Source organism: Candidatus Tectomicrobia bacterium (assembly GCA_016192135.1).
Taxonomy (GTDB): Bacteria; UBA8248; UBA8248; order UBA8248; family UBA8248; genus 2-12-FULL-69-37.
In genome coordinates this window covers 1-18,139 of sequence record JACPUR010000008.1, presented here as the reverse complement: position 1 = coordinate 18,139, position 18,139 = coordinate 1, and the positions used below count along the sequence as shown (strand labels likewise).

18 protein-coding genes are annotated in these 18,139 nt (G+C 68.8%); 11 read left to right on the top strand and 7 right to left on the bottom strand.

Annotated elements, in window-relative coordinates:
* The 5 genes from HYZ11_03735 to HYZ11_03715 form a co-directional block, all read left to right on the top strand.
* Nucleotides 1–1,540, top strand: a 1,540-nt coding sequence (locus HYZ11_03735) for a hypothetical protein (GenBank protein MBI3126698.1), incomplete at its 5' end; no start/stop codon positions are given.
* Between the two features lie 249 nt (nt 1,541–1,789).
* The gene (gene dctP / locus HYZ11_03730; GenBank protein ID MBI3126697.1) at nt 1,790–2,497 is read left to right on the top strand and encodes a TRAP transporter substrate-binding protein DctP; all 708 of its coding nucleotides are present in this window, start codon (nt 1,790–1,792) and stop codon (nt 2,495–2,497) included.
* Between the two features lie 9 nt (nt 2,498–2,506).
* Nucleotides 2,507–3,424 carry a TRAP transporter substrate-binding protein DctP gene (gene dctP, locus HYZ11_03725; protein ID MBI3126696.1) on the top strand — a complete coding sequence of 306 codons (918 nt, stop codon included), beginning with the start codon at nt 2,507–2,509 and terminating at the stop codon, nt 3,422–3,424.
* Nucleotides 3,425–3,434: 10 nt separating this feature from the next.
* Nucleotides 3,435–4,349: a TRAP transporter substrate-binding protein DctP gene (dctP, locus tag HYZ11_03720; protein ID MBI3126695.1), complete on the top strand. Its 915-nt coding sequence runs from the start codon at nt 3,435–3,437 to the stop codon at nt 4,347–4,349.
* 10 nt (nt 4,350–4,359) lie between these two features.
* Entirely contained in the window at nt 4,360–4,998 is a 639-nt protein-coding gene (locus HYZ11_03715; protein ID MBI3126694.1) for a hypothetical protein, read from the top strand.
* 47 nt (nt 4,999–5,045) lie between these two features.
* Here HYZ11_03715 and HYZ11_03710 read toward each other — a convergent pair whose 3' ends face one another.
* The 3 genes from HYZ11_03710 to HYZ11_03700 are packed head-to-tail and all read right to left on the bottom strand — an operon-like array spanning nt 5,046 to nt 9,882.
* Complete coding sequence (locus HYZ11_03710; protein MBI3126693.1) at nt 5,046–6,092, bottom strand: hydroxyacid dehydrogenase; 1,047 nt, start codon at nt 6,090–6,092, stop codon at nt 5,046–5,048.
* A gap of 13 nt (nt 6,093–6,105) precedes the next feature.
* Entirely contained in the window at nt 6,106–7,767 is a 1,662-nt protein-coding gene (locus tag HYZ11_03705; GenBank protein ID MBI3126692.1) for a hydantoinase B/oxoprolinase family protein, read from the bottom strand.
* A 9-nt stretch (nt 7,768–7,776) separates the two neighbouring features.
* The gene (locus HYZ11_03700; GenBank protein MBI3126691.1) at nt 7,777–9,882 is read right to left on the bottom strand and encodes a hydantoinase/oxoprolinase family protein; all 2,106 of its coding nucleotides are present in this window, start codon (nt 9,880–9,882) and stop codon (nt 7,777–7,779) included.
* Nucleotides 9,883–10,236: 354 nt separating this feature from the next.
* Between HYZ11_03700 and HYZ11_03695 the strand changes: the two genes are divergently transcribed.
* The 5 genes from HYZ11_03695 (at nt 10,237) to hflC (ending at nt 15,147) form a co-directional block, all read left to right on the top strand.
* Nucleotides 10,237–11,208 (top strand): nucleoside hydrolase, encoded by a 972-nt coding sequence (locus HYZ11_03695; protein ID MBI3126690.1) that lies wholly within the window; start codon nt 10,237–10,239, stop codon nt 11,206–11,208.
* Nucleotides 11,195–12,172, top strand: coding sequence for a ribokinase (locus HYZ11_03690; GenBank protein ID MBI3126689.1), 978 nt, complete (start codon nt 11,195–11,197; stop codon nt 12,170–12,172). Before HYZ11_03695 ends, HYZ11_03690 begins: the two co-directional genes overlap by 14 nt.
* Nucleotides 12,173–12,271: 99 nt before the next feature.
* Entirely contained in the window at nt 12,272–13,087 is an 816-nt protein-coding gene (locus tag HYZ11_03685; protein MBI3126688.1) for a hypothetical protein, read from the top strand.
* A 132-nt stretch (nt 13,088–13,219) separates the two neighbouring features.
* Nucleotides 13,220–14,248 carry an FtsH protease activity modulator HflK gene (gene hflK / locus HYZ11_03680; GenBank protein MBI3126687.1) on the top strand — a complete coding sequence of 343 codons (1,029 nt, stop codon included), beginning with the start codon at nt 13,220–13,222 and terminating at the stop codon, nt 14,246–14,248.
* A 5-nt stretch (nt 14,249–14,253) separates the two neighbouring features.
* Nucleotides 14,254–15,147, top strand: a complete 894-nt coding sequence (gene hflC, locus HYZ11_03675) for a protease modulator HflC (protein MBI3126686.1) — start codon at nt 14,254–14,256, stop codon at nt 15,145–15,147.
* An 11-nt stretch (nt 15,148–15,158) separates the two neighbouring features.
* Here the strand turns inward: hflC and HYZ11_03670 are convergent, their stop codons facing one another.
* The 4 genes from HYZ11_03670 to HYZ11_03655 form a co-directional block, all read right to left on the bottom strand.
* The gene (locus HYZ11_03670; GenBank protein ID MBI3126685.1) at nt 15,159–15,926 is read right to left on the bottom strand and encodes a hypothetical protein; all 768 of its coding nucleotides are present in this window, start codon (nt 15,924–15,926) and stop codon (nt 15,159–15,161) included.
* A 33-nt stretch (nt 15,927–15,959) separates the two neighbouring features.
* Nucleotides 15,960–16,292 carry a cupin domain-containing protein gene (locus HYZ11_03665; protein MBI3126684.1) on the bottom strand — a complete coding sequence of 111 codons (333 nt, stop codon included), beginning with the start codon at nt 16,290–16,292 and terminating at the stop codon, nt 15,960–15,962.
* A gap of 127 nt (nt 16,293–16,419) precedes the next feature.
* Entirely contained in the window at nt 16,420–16,689 is a 270-nt protein-coding gene (locus tag HYZ11_03660; protein ID MBI3126683.1) for a hypothetical protein, read from the bottom strand.
* Between the two features lie 51 nt (nt 16,690–16,740).
* Nucleotides 16,741–17,673 carry a cation transporter gene (locus HYZ11_03655; GenBank protein MBI3126682.1) on the bottom strand — a complete coding sequence of 311 codons (933 nt, stop codon included), beginning with the start codon at nt 17,671–17,673 and terminating at the stop codon, nt 16,741–16,743.
* Nucleotides 17,674–17,930: 257 nt separating this feature from the next.
* On the opposite strand from HYZ11_03655, the gene HYZ11_03650 reads away from it, so the two are divergent.
* Nucleotides 17,931–18,077 carry a hypothetical protein gene (locus HYZ11_03650; GenBank protein MBI3126681.1) on the top strand — a complete coding sequence of 49 codons (147 nt, stop codon included), beginning with the start codon at nt 17,931–17,933 and terminating at the stop codon, nt 18,075–18,077.
* The last annotated feature ends 62 nt before the right edge of the window (nt 18,078–18,139 follow it).

Here is an 18,139-nt window from a genome sequence, read left to right as displayed (position 1 = left end):
TTCCATCCGGAATCACATCGCCAATGTCGACCGGGCGATGAGCCAGGACACCACAGCGAGCAATCGCAACTACCACATCAACCAGCGCAACGCCTTGGTCAACGCCTACAACGCCTGCCTGCAGAGCCATTCGGGCGGCGGAGGCGGCTACTCGGGCGGCGGGGGCAACCGCTACCAGCAGGGCCTGGGGGCCCTCCAGGGAATCCTCGGCGGCGTCCAGGACATGATCCGCCAGCAGGAGCAGCGGGAGCACCAGGAGAACAACCGCCTGGGCCGCGAGGCGGAGAGCGAGGGCGTCGACCATTACAACAGCGGGCGGTATGAGCAGGCCCTCTACGCCTTCCAGCGCGGGTACCAGTATTTCCAGCAGAACGGCGAAGGCTCGAACATGGCCGTCATGCAGAACCACATCAACCGGACCCGCGAGAGGATGGAGAGGCAAGAACGGGCCAAGCGGGAGCAGCGGGAGCGCGAGCGCCAGCGCGAGCAGGCCCGGCGCTGGGAGGAGCAGCACAAGGCCAAGCAGGGGGAGCGGGAGCAGGCGGTGAAGGAGCTCTTCCTCTCCCCGGTGCCTCCCGACGGGGAGGGAAGGGCGAATCCCTCCGGGCAAGGCCCGGAAAGGGATGATTTTTGGAAGAACGCGGGCATAAGCGATGAAGCGATCCGCCGCCAGTGCGCTTCTACCTCCAACCCCGGCATGTGCGAGGCTCTTTACAAGAGCCAGCGTAGCGAGCAGCGCGCCAAGCTCGCCGTCCAAAGCGATCCCGAGATCGCCAGGAAGTGCGGGAAGCTATCTCCTACCCAGCAGACCATCTGCGTCCTGCGGGTGCAGCAGGAACGCGACGGCTTCGTGATGCCCGACTTCAAGAACCTTCCGGGCGGAGGGGAGAGGAACAATCCCTTCGGATGCGGCCCGGGGCCCCATCCGCCCGACGTGCGCGGCTGCTACGACCTGACGGGCGGCGCCAAGCCGGCGCCCCAGGGCTCGGACGGCCCCAAGGCCGGAGAAGCCGGGAAGGGAGAAGGATCCAAGAAGAAAGCCCTGCGCGAGGCCGTGCTCCGCAGGCAGGCGGAGCGCGAGGCCATGCGCCGCAGGCAGGCGGAGAGCGAAACCGGCGGCCCCGCCTCCACGGTTCCTGTGAATCCGCCCTCAGGATCGGGAGCCGGCCCGGGTGGCCCGGCCGCGTTGGTTCCTCCGGCGGCGGCCGCGCCGCGGGTGAATCCGTTTGAGGAGCCCGCCCCGCCCCAGTCCCAGGCGAGCCTCCAGCCCACGCTTCCCTCGGAGGAGCCGCTGAACAAGCAGATGCTCGCCCGGCCGGAATGCCGGCAGTCGGATGAGGCCTACCAAGCCGAGCGGGCCATCGCCGGCGGCTTCAATACCGCCGAGGAGCTGATCGCGGGCCAGCAGGACTACGACCGCCGCCGGAAGCTCGGCTGCTTCTCGGCGGAGCCTAAGCAGCCGGAGCAACAGGCGGGGCCTCCCCAGGCGGCCGGAGGCTCCACTCCCGTCCCCGGGCGCCAGAACCCTTTTAACCAGTAGGGTCTGTTCTCCATGAGCCGGGCGGTGAAGGGTTGTTGTGCCTGGGCGGCGGCCTTGATGGCGCTTTTCGCTCTTTCGGAGGCGCGGGGTGCGCAGCCTTTCGCTCCGATCCGGATTTCCATTTACCCGCAGCGTCTGGGCGAGGTGGAAGCCTGTCTGCAAGCCCTCGGGGACTCCCTACCCTCCACGAAAATCCGCGGCTATCTAAAAGACCCTCCGGCGCCCACGGTCTGGGAATACTTGCGGCGCTTGCAAGCCGGAGAAACCTCCATCGGCCTCTCCATCGCCCGAGATGGATCTTTCCGGATGCTGGCCGAGCCCCTCGCCTTCCGCGACCCCGTTCACTTCCGGAGCTTCGCCCGCAGCCGCCTCTTCCGGGTGATGGCCGCCGGCCAGGCCAAGCGGGATGGGATCTTCCCCGTCGCCGCCGCCTACGCCGGCCAGCAGGCCCTCTTGTCCAAGAAGCCGATCGCCTCGCTGGAGGATTTCAAGGGGATGCGCGTCCGGTCGTTTTCCAAGACGCTTTTCCCTGCCTTGGGCGCCAAGGCCGTATCGCTTCCCCTGGCCGAGGTGAAGCCCGCGCTCGACCGATCCGTGGTGGATGCCGCCGAAACGCTGCCCACGCTGATCTCCTCCCTGAAATGGCCTGAAGCCGCCCGGAACCTGTACCTGACCGGCTTCGTCACCGAGACGGTCCTCTTCTCGGTCCAGTCCAAGGCCTGGAGCGCCCTTCCACCCGAAACGCGGAAGGAGGTGGGCATGTGGATTTCCAAGGCGGCGGAGGCTTGCAGCCGCGCCAACTACGACGCCGAGAGTCGGGCGCTGAAGGAGCTGGAGTCGAAGGGGGTGCGCGTCTTTCCCTTCGACGCGGCCAAGGTCAGGGCCAGGCTCCCCGCCCCCAAGGGAGGCCCTGGCTGGACGGCCGGGACGTGGAACGAGCTTCAGGCGTTGAAGTAGGAGGGGACGATGTACCCCAGCTTTCGTGCGGTTTTGTTTGCCGTGGGCTTGACCGTCTGGGCAGGTGTTTCCCAAGCGGCCGAGCCCCCCTGGAAGATCCTTTTCGACGTGAATGAGGAGGAATCCATCCAATGCGGTAAGCTGCTGGAATCGGCGGAAGGCGCTCCCGTCGATTTTCGAATGGATCCGTTTGCTTCCTTACTTGATCGCATGACGGATGGAGGGTTTAAAAGGGTGGGGCCCGCCCTGCGAATTTCTCCGCCAGGTCCGCTCGTGGACGGTGCGCCGGCGCTATCCGAAATCGGCCGTTCCTTCGTTTTCCGGGATTTGGCCCACTTCCGGGCGTTCTCGAGAAGCGCCCTCTTTGAAGAGGAGGCGGGGAAGGCCAGAGGGGTCCGGCCCATCGCCCTCGCCTACCGGGGAACCGCCTATGTCATGTCGAGGAAGCCCATCCGGGAGCCGAAGGAGATGGGCGGTTTGAAAATAGAGGACAAGTATGATCGGGATCAGGGGTGGGCATCGGCGAAGGCACGGGCCGGAGGCCCCTTGAAGAGCGGACAAATCGATGCGGCGGTCCTCACCCCCATCGAAGCCGTGCGGGATGGTCTTTCGGATGCCGCGCCTTTTTTCAATCTGGTTGCGATTAGTCTCCGCGCCTTTGTTTTTACGGTCAACGAGCCGGGCTGGCAAGGCCTGAATCCCTCCCAGCGCGGGGCCCTCTCCGCCTGGGCGAAGCGGATGGCGGACCAATGCAGCGCCCGGATCTTCGAAGCTGAAAAACGGGCCATTGAAACGTTGAAAAAGCAGGGGGTCCAGATTATCGAACCCCACTGGCAAGCCTTCGAGAGCCAGAGACCTGATCCCACGGGGGGCATGAAATCCGAGGAAGGCAAGGCCTTCATCCGCAGGATTCAGGCGATCCGGTAGGGGAGACACGATGCGGAGGTTGATCCTGCTCGCGGCGGTTCTCCTGGCCGCGGCCGCCCACGCCCAGCCCGCCCTGCGGCTGGGCTTCCCCAAGATGGATGAGATCGCCCAGTGCGGCCGGCTCCTGGCCGGGGCCAAGGAGGGGCCCTTCCGCCTGGAGCCCGACCCCCTGTACCAGGGGCTGCTCTCCAACGGCGTGCTGGCGAAGGCCCAGACCGAGGGCCGGACCCTGGCGATTGCCCTGGCCGGCTTTTTCCGGCTCGGGCAGACGAAGCTGGGCGAGATCGCCCGCCCCTTCATCTTCCGGGACCTCGCCCACTTCCGGGCGTTCGCGCGGAGTCCCCTCTTCGAGGAGGAGGGGGCCAAGTTCCCCGGCCTCCGCCCGCTCGCCCTCGCCTACGCGGGGACCACCTATCCGATGTCGAAGAAGCCCCTCCGCGAGCCGCGCGACATGGGGGGCCTGAAGCTGGGCAGCGGCGGCTCTGACCTCAAAGCATGGAAGACGTACCGCGTGATGGTTCCCCTCAACCGCATGGGCGGCGCCCTCAAGAGCGGATTGGTGGACGCCGTGCTCGCGACGCCCATCCACGCCGTCCGGCTGGGTCTCGCGGACGCCGCGCCCTATTTCAACCGGATCGAGATCCAGCACCAGGCCCTGGCCATCGCCGTGTCGAACGACGTGTGGGACGGCCTCGCCCCGAAGGAGCGCCAAAGCCTCGTAGCCTGGGCGCGCGGGATGGCCGACCGCTGCAGCGCCCAGACCTACGAGGCCGAGACGCGCGCCATCGAGGCGCTGAAGAAGCAGGGGGTCACCATCGTCGAGCCGAATCAGCGGGCCTTCGAGAGCCAGCGGCCCGATCCGGCCGAGGGCGCCGGCTCGGAAGAGGGCAAGGCCTTCATCCGCAAAGTTCAGGCGATCCGGTAGGGGAATCGTCATGCGCCGCCTCCCCTTTTTCCGCTCGATTTTCCTCGTCCTCCTCCCGCTCCTCGTCCTCGCGGGCTGCTTCTTCCCCACGGATTTCGACCTGCGCATCGCCATCCAGCGGAACGGGGACTTCGAGGAGTTCTTCTCCGGCGTCCTTGTCGAATGGAACCCCTACGAGCGGTGGAAGAAGGGGGAGTTCCCGGCGGAGGAGGCGGACCGCCGGAGCAAGGAAACCCTGCGGGCCGTCCTCAAGCAGCCCGAGGGAAAGGCGGAGGACTTCAGCATCCGGGAGGAGAGCCCGTTCCGCTACCGGGTGACCTACCGGCGGAGGGGGAACCTGCACGCGGAGTTCAAGAAGACGAGGACCCCCTTCAGCGAGGGAAAGCCGGACGTCATGTCCTTCCTGGTGGACATGCTCTACCTGCGCCGGGGGGCGGACGGCGCGCTGCTCCTCGAGCGGAGAAAGGTTCCCCCCGAAGATCAGGAGCGTTTCCGGCATCTCGGCCTGGAGATGAAGGGCGCGCTCTCCCTGCGCGTCCAGGGGAAGGTGGTGGAGCACGACGCGCAGGCGGTTTCCGGCGGGGAGCACCGCTGGACCGTCGAGTCTCTCGCCCGGCCGTCCGTGCGGATGGTGTTCCGCCTGGACTGAACGGTCTGCTTCTCTCTCAATGGATGGAGCAGGGGACCGTGGGGCGGCTACCGCTTCGCCTTCTCCGGCCGGCCTTCGCCGGACGAAAGCCGGCTCCGGCCGGCTGAAGGCCGGTTCACCGGGAACTTCGGGGGTTTTCCGCTTAATACGCGGGCGAGGTCCTCTCCCGCGGCGCGGGCGATGGCCTCGAGGGCCTCCACCGTCGAGCCCGCCATGTGGGGGGTGAGCACGAGGTTGGGGGCGCCGAAGATGGGGCTCCCGGGGTCCGGGGGCTCGCCTTCGAGCACGTCCAGCGCCGCGCCCCCCAGCCTGCCCGAGCGGAGCGCCCGCGCCACCGCCAGCTCGTCCACCAGCGGCCCCCGGGCGCAGTTCACGAGAAAAGCCCCCTTCTTCATCCGGGCGATGGCCTTGCGATCGATCAGGTGGTGCGTCGAGGGCATGAGGGGCGCGTGGAGGGAGAGGCAGTCCGCCTCCCGCAGCAGCGCATCGAGCGCCAGGGGGCGGGCGCCCCGCCGGCGGATCTCGGCGGGCCTCAAGGCCGGATCGTGGGCGGTCACCTCCATCCCCAGGGCCGCCGCCAGCCGGGCCAGGCGCGCCCCGATCTGGCCGAGCCCCACGATGCCCAGGGTCTTCCCCTTGAGCTCCCGCCCGGTGTGCCGCGCCTCCCCCCAGGCGCGCTCCTCCTTCACCCGCCGCGCCGCCTCCGGGATGCGCCGGGCCAGGCTGAGCATGAGGCCCAGCGCCAGCTCGGCGACCGAGTCCGCGTTCGCCCCCGGCGCGTTCGTCACGAGGACGCCGCGCTGGGTGCAGGCCGGCACGTCCACCTGGTCCACCCCCGCCCCGTGCACGGCCACGGCCCGGAGGTCCGGAAGCCGGTCCAGCAGGGAGGCGGTGATGTAGCCGGGCCGCAGGAGGATGCCCTCGGCGCCCCGGAGGCGCCGGGCGAAGGAGGCCTCCTCGGCCGGCATGAGCGGCCGGAAGGGGAGGGGGACCGTCCGCACCGGGGCGATGCCGGCCAGGGCCTGCTTGATTGGGGCCAGGGCGACCGGGAAGTCCGCCGTCGCGGTGACGGCCACCCATCGGCGCGCGGGCATGGGAGGCTCGGGGCTAGAGGCTGGAGATGCTGAAGTCGCCGTCGTAGTTGTATTCGGCGCGGGCCTTCTGGAGGGAGAGAAGCCCCTCGCGCAGGTCGCGTTCGATGAACTCGGGCCGCCGCTGCTTGGGATCCCCGTAGCCGCCGCCGCTCGGCACCTCGAGCACGAGGCGGTCGCCCGGGTGCATCACCCACTGGCGCTTGGGGTTGATGGGCCGGCCGTTCAGGGTGACCTTCCCCACGCGCCCGTTGCGCCCCCCGAAGAGGCCGTAGGCGGGGTGCCGGGTGCGCTCGCTCAGGAAGGTAAGGAGGATTGGGCTGTCCGAGAGCGACTTCACGATGACCTGCTGGCCGTCCCCCCCGGTGAACTCCCCGGCGCCGCCGCTGTCGCGGATGACGGCCTTGCGCTCGACGAGGAGCGGCACCATGTGCTCGAGGACCTCGATGGGGGTCGCCGAGGTGTTCGAGGGGAAGCACAGGCAGGCCCGGCCGTCGTGGTCCTTGGAGGCGCCCTGGCCGCCGTTCAGGAAGAAGTTGCCGGCGAAGCGGCGGTTGTCCTTGGCGATGCCCGCGGCGTTGATGGCCCAGGTGGGGCTCCCGCTCGCCGCCTGGACGAGGTCGGGCACGGCCTTGCACAAGGCGCCGAAGATGGCCGACGGGATGAAGTGGCCCACCATCGAGCGCCCGTTCACCGGGGCCGGGTAGCGCGGGTTCAGGATGCTGCCCTCGGGGGCCGAGACGGTGACGGGACGGTAGTTGCCCTCGTTGTTCGGCACGGAGGGGCAGAAGAGGCACTTCAGGGAATACGCCGAGTAGGCGTAAACGTAATTCAGCGTCGCGTTGAGCCCACGGTCCACCTGGGGCGAGGAGCCCGTGTAATCCACCAGGATGCTGCTCCCGCGCACCCGCACCTCGACGCGGATGACGAGGGGCTCGTCGTAGCCGTCCGTGCTCACCTGGAAGCGGTATTCCCCGTCCGGCACCTTCTTGATGGCCTCGCGCATCGCGTTCTCGGAGCGCTGGTAGATCGTCGAGGCGGCCTGGTCGAGGTCGCGCAGACGGTACTCGTCCATCATCTCCTGCACCCGCCGCGCCGCCAGCTTGCTCGCCGAGACGTGGGAGATGAGGTCGCCCTCGACCTGGTCCGGGACCCGGACGTTCTGGCGGATGATGCGCAGGATGTCCGGGTTCACCTTGCCCGCGTTCAGGAACTTGCACGGCGGGAGCTGGAGCCCCTCCTCGTAGATCTCGCGCACCTCGGGCGAGCGGAGCTTGCCGCCCATGTCGGTGACGTGGGTGGTGATCCCCGCGAAAGCGATGAGGTTCTTCTTGTAGAAGATCGGGCTCAGGGAGCTCACGTCCTGGAGATGCCCGGTCGTGATCCAGGGGTCGTTGGCGAGGACGAGGTCTTCCGGCGCCCAGGCGTCCAGCGGGAACGCCTTGAGCAGGTGCCGGGCCGTCAGCGGGATGGCCCCGACGAAGCTCGGCATGGTGGAACTCGCCTGCGCGATGGAGTGCCCGCGCGGGTCGAGAAGCACGAGGGCGAAGTTCTTTGACTCGCGGATGGTGGTCGAGAAGGCGGTGCGCACCACCTCGGTGGCCGCTTCTTCCGCGATGGCGATGAGGCGGCTCCACAGGACTTCCAGCGTGATGGCGTCGAGTCCCTTGCGGGCCATGGCCCTCTCCTACAGCTCGATGATGAGGTTCTGCGTCTTGTCCACGTAGAAGGTGGACCGCGAGCCCACCACCGTCGTCGTCACCCGCTCCTCCACCAGGGCGGGCCCCTTGAACTTCTGGCCCGGCTTCAGGAGATAGCGGTCGTATACGTTGACCTTCCGGTAGCCCTTGTTCTCGGGGAGGTAGATCCGCCGCGTGCCCTTGAGGACGTTGCGCGAGCCGCGCTCCGAGAGGTTCGAGAACTTGAAGTTGGCCTTCGGATCGGGGCCCAGGCCGAAGATCCGCCAGTTCATCACCTGGAGAGGCACGGCGCCGATCACGCCCCCGTGCGTGGAGGAGTAGAGCTCGCGGAAGGTCTTGTCGATCACCTGGATGTGCTGGGGCCCCAGCTTGCCGGTGGGGATGGGGATGGTCAGCGGGAAACCCTGGCCCAGGAAGCTGACGTCGGCCATCCGCTCGATGCGGATCTCCCGTTCCCGCACCCCCGCCGCCTTGAGCAGGGCGACGCACTTCTTCTCGCGGTCGGCCAGGAGGGCGTTGATCTTGTTCAGGTCCACCTGGTCCAGGGGAGAGACGTGGCTGTCCACCGTGTCCACCTTGATCGGGACCACCAGGAGGCCCAGGGCGGAAGCGAGGCCGGCCGCCGGCAGGCAGACGATGCGCCGCAGGCCCACCTTGCGCGCCAGGCGGAAGGCGTGCACCGGGCCCGCCCCGCCGGTGGCGATGAGGGTGAAGTTGCGGGGGTCCTTCCCGCGCTCGGAGAGCTGGATGCGCGCGGCGGCGGCCATGGTCTCGTTGACGAGCTCGTGGACGCCCCACGCCGCCTGGACCTCCTCGATCTTGAGGGGCTCGGCGATCTTCTTCCGGATGGCCTCGGAGGCCGCCTCCGGGAAGATTTCCATTTCCCCGCCCAGGAAATAGGCGGGGTCGATGTAGCCGAGGATGAGGTCCGCGTCCGTCACGGTGGGTTCGGTTCCGCCCAGGCCGTAGCAGGCGGGTCCGGGCGAGGCGCCCTGGCTATCGGGCCCCACCTTCAGCAGCCCCATCGAGTCGATCCGAGCGATGCTGCCCCCTCCCGCCCCCACCTCGATCAGGTCCACGCAGGACACCTGGATGGGAAGGCCGCTCCCCTTCTTGAAGCGCTTGACGCGGGCGATCTCGAACTCGGTGGAGATGTGGGGGTGGCCGTTCTCGATGACGCAGGTCTTGGCCGTGGTGCCGCCCATGTCGAAGGCGACGACGTTGTTGAACCCCGACAGCTTGCCGAAACAGGCGGCCGAGAGGGCGCCCGCCGCGGGGCCGGACTCGAACATGCGGATGGGTGTCTCGGCGGCCGACTTGGCCGTCGAGATGCCCCCGTTCGAGAGCATGATGTAGAGGGCGACGTTCTCCAGGTTGGTCTCGAGGTCCTCGAGATAGCGCGAGACGATGGGCTGGATGTAGGCGTTCGCCACCGTGGTGGAGGTGCGCTCATACTCCCGGATCTCGGGACAGACCTTCGAGGAGAGGCTGTAGCTGATGTCGGGGAACGACTCCGCGATGACCTCCCCCACGGCCTCCTCGTGCTCGGGGTTCACGTAGGAGTGGAGGAGGCAGACGGCGATAGACTTGGCGCCCCTGTCCACCAGCTCCTGGATGGTGACCTTCACCTCCTGCATGCTGAGGGGCTGGAGGGTGTCGCCCGTGGCCGCGATGCGCTCGGTGAGTTCGCGGCGCATGGTGCCGCCCACCAGGGGCTCGGGGAACTCGGGCACGAGGTCGTAGATGTCGTAGCGCGACTCGCGGCCCACCTGGAGGATGTCCTGGAAGCCCTTGGTGGTCAGGAGGCCGGTGGGGGCCCCCTTGCGCTCGACGATGGCGTTGGCCGCCAGGGTGGTGGCGTGAACGGCCTGGGTGAGGTTGCGGAAGCGGAGATTCTCCTCCTCCAGCAGGGTGCGCAGCCCGGCCAGAGCCCCGATGGAGGGGTCGTTCGGGGTGGTGAGGTATTTTCCGACCGCGGCTTTGCCCGAGGAGGGATTGTAGATAACGATATCGGTGAAGGTTCCCCCGATATCGATAGCGGCGACCAATCTCCGCCCAGAGTTTGCGGACGCGGCGTCTCGTTGTTGGGCCATCACAAGCAGATTAGGCGTGTCCCGTGGTTTGGGGGATCGAGGTGGCCAGAATCAAAGGCCCCGTTCCCCTTTGCCATCGGCGAGGGGCGAGGCCAGATTCATCTAAGTATCGGAAAATCGGGCATTTGTCAAATGGCCCGGCGGCGGCATGGCGTAAAGTAATTGATTTACAATGGCTTTTGGTAAATCATCCGAATGTAACTTGAGATAAAAATAATATCAGGCACGGCGGGGAGTTTGCACTCGCTTGATTTTTGTATGGATTCGGCCATCCGATTCCTGCCTCCCGTGGAGGAATGGAGGCCGAATGCAAGAATCTTCTTGGTTTATTTGCAGAAATAGGGGCTTTTCCCCATGAAAAAGATTCCAGTGGTGATCGATTGCGATCCAGGGGTGGACGACGCCCTCGCGCTGGCCCTGGCGCTGGCCTCGCCCGAACTGGAGGTCTTGGCGATTACCGCCGTTCGCGGCAACGTCCCCGCCGGGGCCGCCTTCCGCAACGCCCGCCGGCTGGTGGGCTGGCTCGGGGGCCATCTTCCCGCCGCCCGGGCGCTTCCGCCCGTCCATCCCGGCGGGAGCCGGCCCCTCGGCAAGGGGAGAGTGGACTGGAAAGCCTCCGCCGCCATCCACGGCCCGGAGGGCCTGGGGAGGCTCTTCTCCGGCGCCCGCCGGCCGCCCCGGCCGGCGGGGCGGCCGGGCGAGGGGGCGGAGGAGGCCCTCCTCGCCCACGCCCGGGCATGGGGCCGCCGCCTCACCGTCGTGGCGCTGGGCCCGCTGACCAACCTCGCGCGGGTCCACCGGCGGGACCCCTCCGCCCTTCCCGGGGTGGGCCGCATCGTGCTCATGGGCGGCGCCGCCCGGATGCCCGGCAACGTGACGCCCGCCGCCGAGTTCAACGTCCACTGCGATCCCGAGGCGGCCGAGGCCGTCTTCGCCTCGGGCGCCCGGGTCACCATGGTTGGCCTCGACGTGACGCGGCGCGCCTTTCTGCCCTCCCGGATGCTCGCAGGAGGCGGCTCCTTCCGGAGGGCGCTGCGCGACCTCACCGGGATTTACGCGGGCTTCTCCCTGCGCCGGCGCGGGCGGGACGGCGTCACCCTGCACGATCCGCTGGCGCTGGCGGCGGCCATCCGGCCCGGCCTCCTCGGTTGCGAGCGCCTGCCGGTGAGGGTGGAGTGCGGCCGGGGGCCCGCGCGCGGCATGACGGTGGTGGACCTGAGGCCCGAGGCGCCCCGCGGGAACGTGGAGGTGGCCCTCGACGTGGACGAGCGGGGCTTCCTGCGTTTCTTCCTGGAAAGGCTGAGGTCCTACCATGGCTGGGCCTGAGAGCCGCCCCGGCGTCCTCGTGGTGGGGAGCGCCAACTTCGACATCGTGGTCCGCGTCCCCCGCCTCCCGCGGCCGGGCGAGACGGTGCTCGGGGGCCCGCGCCGGGAGTTCCGGGGAGGGAAGGGCGCCAACCAGGCTTTGGCCGCCGCGCGCGCCGCGGGGGGCGCACACCGCGTGAGGCTGGTTTGCTTCACCGGAGAGGATGCGGCCGGGGCGTCTTATCGCAAGTTCTTGGCCGCCGAGGGGATCGAGCGCGGGGGCCTCCTGCGCGCGAGAGGTCCCACCGGCACCGCCCTCATCCTGGTGGACGGCGAGGGAAAGAACCAGATCGCCGTCTCGCCCGGCGCCAACGCCCTCCTCACGCCGGGGAGGCTGGGCGCGCGGCGCGATCTTCTGGACTGGGGCGCGGCTGTCCTTGCGCAGCTCGAGGTGCCGCTCTCCGTCGTGCGCGAGGCCTTCCGGCGGGGGAGGCGCCGGGGGGCCGTCACCATCCTGAATCCCGCCCCCGCGCCCTCCTCCTTTCCCGCCGGGCTGCTGGCCCTGACCGACGTTCTCGCGCCCAACGAGGCCGAGGCGGCCCGTCTCCTGGGCCGGAAGCCGGCCCCCCGTCCCCGAGAGCTTCCGGGCCTCGCCCGGGATCTCCTCTCGCTGGGGCCGCGGGCGGTGGTGATCACGGCGGGAGCGCGCGGCGCGTTTTTCCTGGGCGGGGATGAGGGAGGATGGGCGGAGCCGCCGCCGGGCATCCGGGCGGTGGATACGACGGGGGCGGGGGACGCGTTTTGCGGGGCGCTGGCGCTCGCCCTGGCCGAGGGAGCGGGACTGGCGGGGGCGGTCCGGCTCGCCGTGGCGGCCTCCTCCCTGTCGGTGCGGAGGGAGGGCGCCCAGGAGGGGCTTCCCGGGCGGCGGGAGATCCTCCGCGCCCGGCGCCGCGTGCGGACACGGCGCCTCGGCGCCCGGAACTAGGGCGCCCGGGCGAGAAGGGCGGAGCGGGTTTATGGTATCGTATCGGAATGCTTTTCATCGTCTTCCAGGGGGTTCCTCGCGGGCAGAGGAGGGGAAGCCGTGAAAATGGCCGGATGGGCTGGATTCGCGGTGGTTTTCGTTCTCGCGGTGCATCTGGCGGCGCCTCTCCCGGGCCGCGCCCAGGAGCTTCCTTCCTCCGTGGCCAATGAGCTCCAGGCCCTCAACACCGAGCTGGGCCAGGCGCAGGCCGCCAGCCAGGCGCTCTTCGCCGAGCAGGCCGCGCTCCAGAACGAGGAGAAGCGGCTGATCGCGACGCGCGAGCTCCTGGACGGCGCCAAGAAGAATTTCCTCAACGAGGTCCAGGCGTGGCGCGGCGAGCTCCAGGCGCACAACGCCGATGCGGCCAGCCAGCGGGCGGCCGCGGCGCAGCACGGCGCGAAGGTGCAGTCCCACAACGCGCGATGCACCGGCACCTTCTCCGACCAGGGGTATGTGAACGCCTGCAACGCGGCGGCGGCGCAGATCAACTCCTACAACCAGAGCACCCTCGAGCCCTGGCGGCGGCGCGTGAACGCCAACGCGCAGCGGGTCGACAGCCGCAGGGACACGCTGGCGATGAAGGAGAAGGGCCTGAACGAGCGCTACGCCGACCTGCAGCGGGGCGTGCTCGACTGGACGAAGCGGAAGAAAGAGAACAACTACAAGCTGAACGAGCTTCAGGCGCGCCAGGACGCGCTGCGGCAGCGCATCCAGGCGGTCCTGAACTCCCCGGCGGTGCGGGATCTCGTGAGGCGGAAACAGGCGAGCGCGGAGTGCGCGGGGCTGGCGGAGGGAGCCGGATTCGAGGCGCGGCTGGACGGGCGGCTCGAGCGGGCGCACCGCTGCCTGCAGCGCGTGTGGGACGGGGCGCGGTAGGCCGGCGCCCGGATGTGCGGATGCCGGGAGGCGGGCCCCGGCCGCTTCCCATGGGTTGACTTCCCCGGCCGTCCCACTTACCGTGCAAATCGCGGATTTCTTTTGCCTAACTGAATCGATTGGAGTCCTTCCATGCCCATGGATTGGGATGAGTTCAAGGCCCGCCGCCAGAGCGGAGGCGGCCTTCCTCCCCAGATTCGAATGCCCCAGTTCCAGATCCCCAGTTTCCGGAATATCCGCCTCCCGTGGGCGCTTCTGGCGGCGGGGGTGGCCGCCCTCTGGCTGCTTTCGGGAATCTTCACCGTCGGCCCGGACGAGCAGGGGGTCGTCCTTCGCTTCGGGCGCATCGAGCGGGTGGTCAGCCCGGGGCTGAACTACCACTTCCCCTTCCCGTTCGAAACCGTCTACAAGCCCAAGGTCACAGAGGTGAAGCGCATCGAGATCGGCTTCCGGACGATCGATCCGGGGCCGCCGGCGCGGTATCAAGATCACCCCGAAGAGTCGCGCATGCTCACGGGCGACGAGAACATGCTCGACGTGAACGTCATCATCCAGTTCCGCATCAAGGACCCGCTGGAGTACCTCTTCAAGGTGCGGAACCCCGACCGGACGGTGCGCCTCGCGGCCGAGGCGGCCCTCCGCCAGGTGGTCGGCAACAAGCCCATCGACGAGGCGCTGACGACGGGCAAGGGAGCCATCCAGCAGGAGACGATGGAAACCCTGCAGGCCATCCTGAACCGCTACCAGAGCGGCCTGACGGTCGTGGCCGTCCAGCTCCAGGATGTGAATCCGCCCAAGGACGTGAGCGAGGCCTTCCGGGACGTGGCGAGCGCCCGGGAGGACAAGAACCGCCTCATCAACGAGGCCCAGGGTTACCGCAACAAGGTGATCCCCGAGGCGCGCGGGCGGGTGGCGGAGATCGTCGAGCGCGCCACCGCCTACCGGGAGACCAAGATCCGCCAGGCGCGCGGCGACGCCGGCCGCTTCCTCGCCACCCTGGAGGAATATAAGAAGGCCCCGGACATCACGCGCACCCGCCTCCACCTGGAGATGCTCCAGGAGGTCATGCCCTCGGTGGACAAGGTGATCCTCGAGAAACAGGGCTCGGGCGTGCTTCCCATCCTCCCCCTGCGGGACGGGGCGAAGGAGATGAAGCCGTGAACTCCATGCCCCTTCCCAGGTGGCTGGTCGCGGCCCTCGTCGTGCTGGTCGCCGCCGTCATCGGCGCGAACATGGTGTTCTTCACCGTCCGGGAGGACCAGCAGGTGGTGGTTACCCGCTTCGGCAAGCCCGTGCGGGTGGTCCGCGACGCCGGCCTCAACTACCGCGTGCCCTTCGTCGAGCAGCTCACGTATTTCGACCGGCGCCTGCTCGAGTACGACTCCAGCACCACGGAGATCATCACCCAGGACAAGAAGGTCCTCCTGGTGGACAACTTCTCCCGCTGGCGCATCGTCGACCCTCTCCAGTTCCTCCGCACGGTGCGGGACGAGGTGGGAGCCCAGGCGCGGCTGGACGACATCATCTACAGCGAGCTGCGCCGGGAGCTGGGGCGGAAGGACCTGATCGAGACCGTGGCCCAGGAGCGCGCCCACCTGATGGAGTTGGTGACCTCGGAGAGCGACCGCAAGGCGCGGGACTACGGCATTCAGATTGTGGACGTGCGCCTCAAGCGGGCCGACCTGCCCTCCGAGAACCTCAAGGCCATCTACGGCCGGATGCAGGCCGAGCGCCAGCGCATCGCCACCCAGTACCGCTCCGAGGGGCGGGAGGAGGCCCAGAAGATCCGGGCCGAGACGGACCGCGAGCGCGACATCCTCCTGGCCGACGCCTACGAGAAGGAGCAGAGGCTGCGGGGCGAGGGGGACGCGCGCAGCATCGAAACCACCGCCAAGGCCTTCGGCCAGGATCCCGAATTCTACGCCTTCCTGAAGAGCCTGGAGGTGTACCAGAAGTCCTTCAAGGACAAGACCACCATCCTTCTCCCCTCGGACAGCAACCTCCTGCGGTTCCTCCAGGACGGGAAGCGGGACGGCCGGCCGGGCGGCCGGGCCAAGTAGGCGCGCCCGCTCTACCGCTGCTGGAAGCGCTCGAAGGGATTGGGCTCGCCCGGGGCCGGCGGGAGCTCGCGGGCCGGCCCCTGCGGAGCCTGGCCCGGAGCCTGGCCCGCCCCCGTGCGGCGGACCAAGTCCGTCAGGCTGTCCCGCATGGCCCGGCTGACCGAGCGCCGGATGACCTGCTCCATCCGGTTGATGTGCTCGTAACGGTTGTCGAAGAGGATGAACTGAGTCTCGTCCGGCGCCACCTCCACGCTGCGGCGCACCACCGTGCGGTTGGCGCGGCTGCCGAGGCGGACCTCGATCGTCACCTTCCCCTTGTTCGCCGCGTCACGCAGGGTGCCCTCGCCCGTGAAGCGGAGGTCCAGGATCTCCCCGTACAGCGCGTAATCGGCCGGGATGGCATGGAGCGAGGTGGCCTCGCCGTCCCACCTCCCCTCGACGGGCCGCATGCCCATGCGCTGGAGGAATTCGGCGGCCATCGCGGTCAGGGCGGAGGAGGCCGTCCCGCCCCTCGGGATCATGTCCACGATCAGCCGCTGCCAGTAGTAGACGCCGAGGCGTTCCGGGTTCACCCGCCGGTCCTGGAAGGGCGTGACGACGACGGTGGGGGACTGCGCGCCCTGGAACAGGCGGGGCGCGTCCGTCCCCTCGTAATGCAGGGAGACGGCGTGCTGGATGCGCTCCGTGGCGCAGCCCGCGAGGCCGGCCGCCAGGGCCAGGGCCAGGAGGCCGGCCGATCTCCCCGCCGGGATCCACGTCCGCAAGGCTCGGATCTTCATGTCTGTCTCACCCACTCCCGCTAGGCGGCTGCGTCACTTCCCCTTCAGGTAGTCGTCCGTCCCGTCCAGCCAGTCGCGGCGGATGGGGCTGAAGATGTCGTAGTCGATCACCGTCTCCCCGCCCACCACCTCGGCCGAGTGCGGCACGTTGGAGGGGATGAGGAGGGTTTCGCCCGGCCCCACCTCCACCGGCTCGCCGTCCACCTCGAACCGGAGCCTCCCCCTCAGGACGTGGGAGATCTGCTCGTGGATGTGGCTGTGCCGGGGCACCTTGCAGCCCGGCTTGAGCTCCAGCCAGCAGAGCATCTCGTTCTCGCCCACCACCAGCTTGCGGGAGAACAGCGCGGTCACCCGCTCGGCGGGCATGGCGCTCCAGTCGAACTTGCGCGCTCGCATCGGGGGCCCTCCTCCGGGGCGCATCGGCGGATCGGCCGGGCCATTGTAGCGCAAACGGCGGTTCGGAAAGAAAGGGCCGTGGCCCCGGAAAAGAGGCTCAGTAGGGGGGCAGGGCGCGGGCGAAGCCCGTGCGGAGGACGCGGCCCTTCTTGATGACGTAGTAGTTCGGGCCGTAGCGGATGACGCTCGTCAGGGGCGGGATGGGGCAGCTCTTGGGCACGATGAGGTTCTCTTGCCCCTCCCGCGGGAGGTAACGGGCGGCGTCCTCGGGGGTGAGCTCGGCGTACTCGGCGCAGCCGCCGGGCGTGGCCTTGCACCGGTCGCAGGGGATGCTCTTGCAGTACTCGCAGGGGACCCGCTCGCCCATCTCCGTCTCCCGAAAAGGACGGGCCAATGCTAGAGGGGCGGCCGGACGGTGTCAAGGGTTGGGGGCGTGATAGGGCTCGATGTGGACGTGGACCTCGGCGACCTCCTCCACCCGCGAGAGCACGGAGTCCTGGCCCCTGTGGGCGATGGCGTGGCCTGCCGCCACGCTGATGCCGGAGTCCACTTCGACGTGGACGTCCACGAAGAGACGGTGCCCGGCCCGGTGAACCCGCAGGGCATGGACGTCGCGCACCCCCTCCACCCCCTCGATGGCCGAGCGGATGCGCCCGACCACGTCCGCGGGCGGGGCGATGTCCATCAGGCTGTCCAGCGCGTCCCGGGCGATTCGGCCTCCGAACCAAAGGACGAGGCTGGCCACGACGGCGGCGGCCAGGGCGTCTCCCCACCACAGGCCGAGCAGGGTGAGCGCCACTCCCGCGAAGGCGATGCCCGAAGCGAACACGTCCAGCCTGTGGTTCCAGGCGTTCGCGAGAAGAGCCTGGTTGAGGGTCCGCCGGGCGACGCGGACCGTGGCGCGGTAGAGCATCTCCTTGAGGGCGATGGAGGCCGCGATGACGGGCAGCACCAGGAGGCCCGGCCGGTAAGGCCGGGCCGTCCAGATGTCGCCCGCGGCGTTGAAGAGCAGCATGGCGCCTCCCACGACGACGAGGACGCCCATCCCGAAGGCGGCGGCTGGTTCCATCCTGCCGTGCCCGTAGGGGTGCTCGCGGTCGGGCGGCCGGGCGGCGAGGCCGAGCGCGATGAGGATGGCGATGTCCGTCCCCACGTCGGAGAGGGAGTTGAGCGCATCCGCGAGGAGGGCCTGGCTCCCGCCGTGCCAGCCGGCCGCCCCCTTGATGGAGGCGAGGAAAAGGTTCACCGCCATCGCCGCCAGCGTCACCCGGCGCCCCTGCCGGGCGCGGAGGCGCGCGTCCTCCCCCGGGTGTGAATGGAATCGGCCTTGCACCGGCGCGTCCCCGCTCATGCGCATATTCCTGTGAGAGGGAGAGGATGCTCTGAAGGGACAAACCCCCGCGGGAGTCCCCTCCGCCCGTTGTGCTCTTAACCCGCGAACGTCCATGAAGTCAATGATTTCGGCGGAAAAAATGCCCCTGGGAATTTCGCCGGGGCTAAAGAGTTTTTCCAGCTCAATTGAAATCACCACGCGCACTGCCTATAACAATCGAGATGGCCATTCGAAAATCGGGCGTGCGTGCGGTTTTTTCTCTGGAGGAATTTCCGATGCCGAGAATGACGGACCGGATGCTGGACTCGGGGGACGCCTTTCCGGCCCTGGAGATCGCCAAGGCGGGCGGGGGGAAGATCACCCTCCCCGGCGACCTCAAGGGCGGCTGGGGGGTGGTGCTCTTCTACCGGGGCCACTGGTGACCCTACTGCAAGCAGCAGCTGACGGCCTTCTCCCGGGCGGGCAAGCTCGGGGAGGAAGGCAT

Coding starts and splice junctions, on each gene's coding strand:
- HYZ11_03655 (MBI3126682.1), bottom strand. CDS start 17,673: ATGAGCGGGGACGCGCCGGTGCAAGGCCGATTCCATTCACACCCGGGG.
- HYZ11_03690 (MBI3126689.1), top strand. CDS start 11,195: ATGGCTGGGCCTGAGAGCCGCCCCGGCGTCCTCGTGGTGGGGAGCGCC.
- hflK (MBI3126687.1), top strand. CDS start 13,220: ATGCCCATGGATTGGGATGAGTTCAAGGCCCGCCGCCAGAGCGGAGGC.
- HYZ11_03670 (MBI3126685.1), bottom strand. CDS start 15,926: ATGAAGATCCGAGCCTTGCGGACGTGGATCCCGGCGGGGAGATCGGCC.
- HYZ11_03705 (MBI3126692.1), bottom strand. CDS start 7,767: ATGGCCCGCAAGGGACTCGACGCCATCACGCTGGAAGTCCTGTGGAGC.
- HYZ11_03665 (MBI3126684.1), bottom strand. CDS start 16,292: ATGCCCGCCGAGCGGGTGACCGCGCTGTTCTCCCGCAAGCTGGTGGTG.
- HYZ11_03715 (MBI3126694.1), top strand. CDS start 4,360: ATGCGCCGCCTCCCCTTTTTCCGCTCGATTTTCCTCGTCCTCCTCCCG.
- HYZ11_03710 (MBI3126693.1), bottom strand. CDS start 6,092: ATGCCCGCGCGCCGATGGGTGGCCGTCACCGCGACGGCGGACTTCCCG.
- dctP (MBI3126696.1), top strand. CDS start 2,507: ATGTACCCCAGCTTTCGTGCGGTTTTGTTTGCCGTGGGCTTGACCGTC.
- HYZ11_03660 (MBI3126683.1), bottom strand. CDS start 16,689: ATGGGCGAGCGGGTCCCCTGCGAGTACTGCAAGAGCATCCCCTGCGAC.
- dctP (MBI3126695.1), top strand. CDS start 3,435: ATGCGGAGGTTGATCCTGCTCGCGGCGGTTCTCCTGGCCGCGGCCGCC.
- hflC (MBI3126686.1), top strand. CDS start 14,254: ATGCCCCTTCCCAGGTGGCTGGTCGCGGCCCTCGTCGTGCTGGTCGCC.
- HYZ11_03695 (MBI3126690.1), top strand. CDS start 10,237: ATGAAAAAGATTCCAGTGGTGATCGATTGCGATCCAGGGGTGGACGAC.
- HYZ11_03650 (MBI3126681.1), top strand. CDS start 17,931: ATGCCGAGAATGACGGACCGGATGCTGGACTCGGGGGACGCCTTTCCG.
- HYZ11_03700 (MBI3126691.1), bottom strand. CDS start 9,882: ATGGCCCAACAACGAGACGCCGCGTCCGCAAACTCTGGGCGGAGATTG.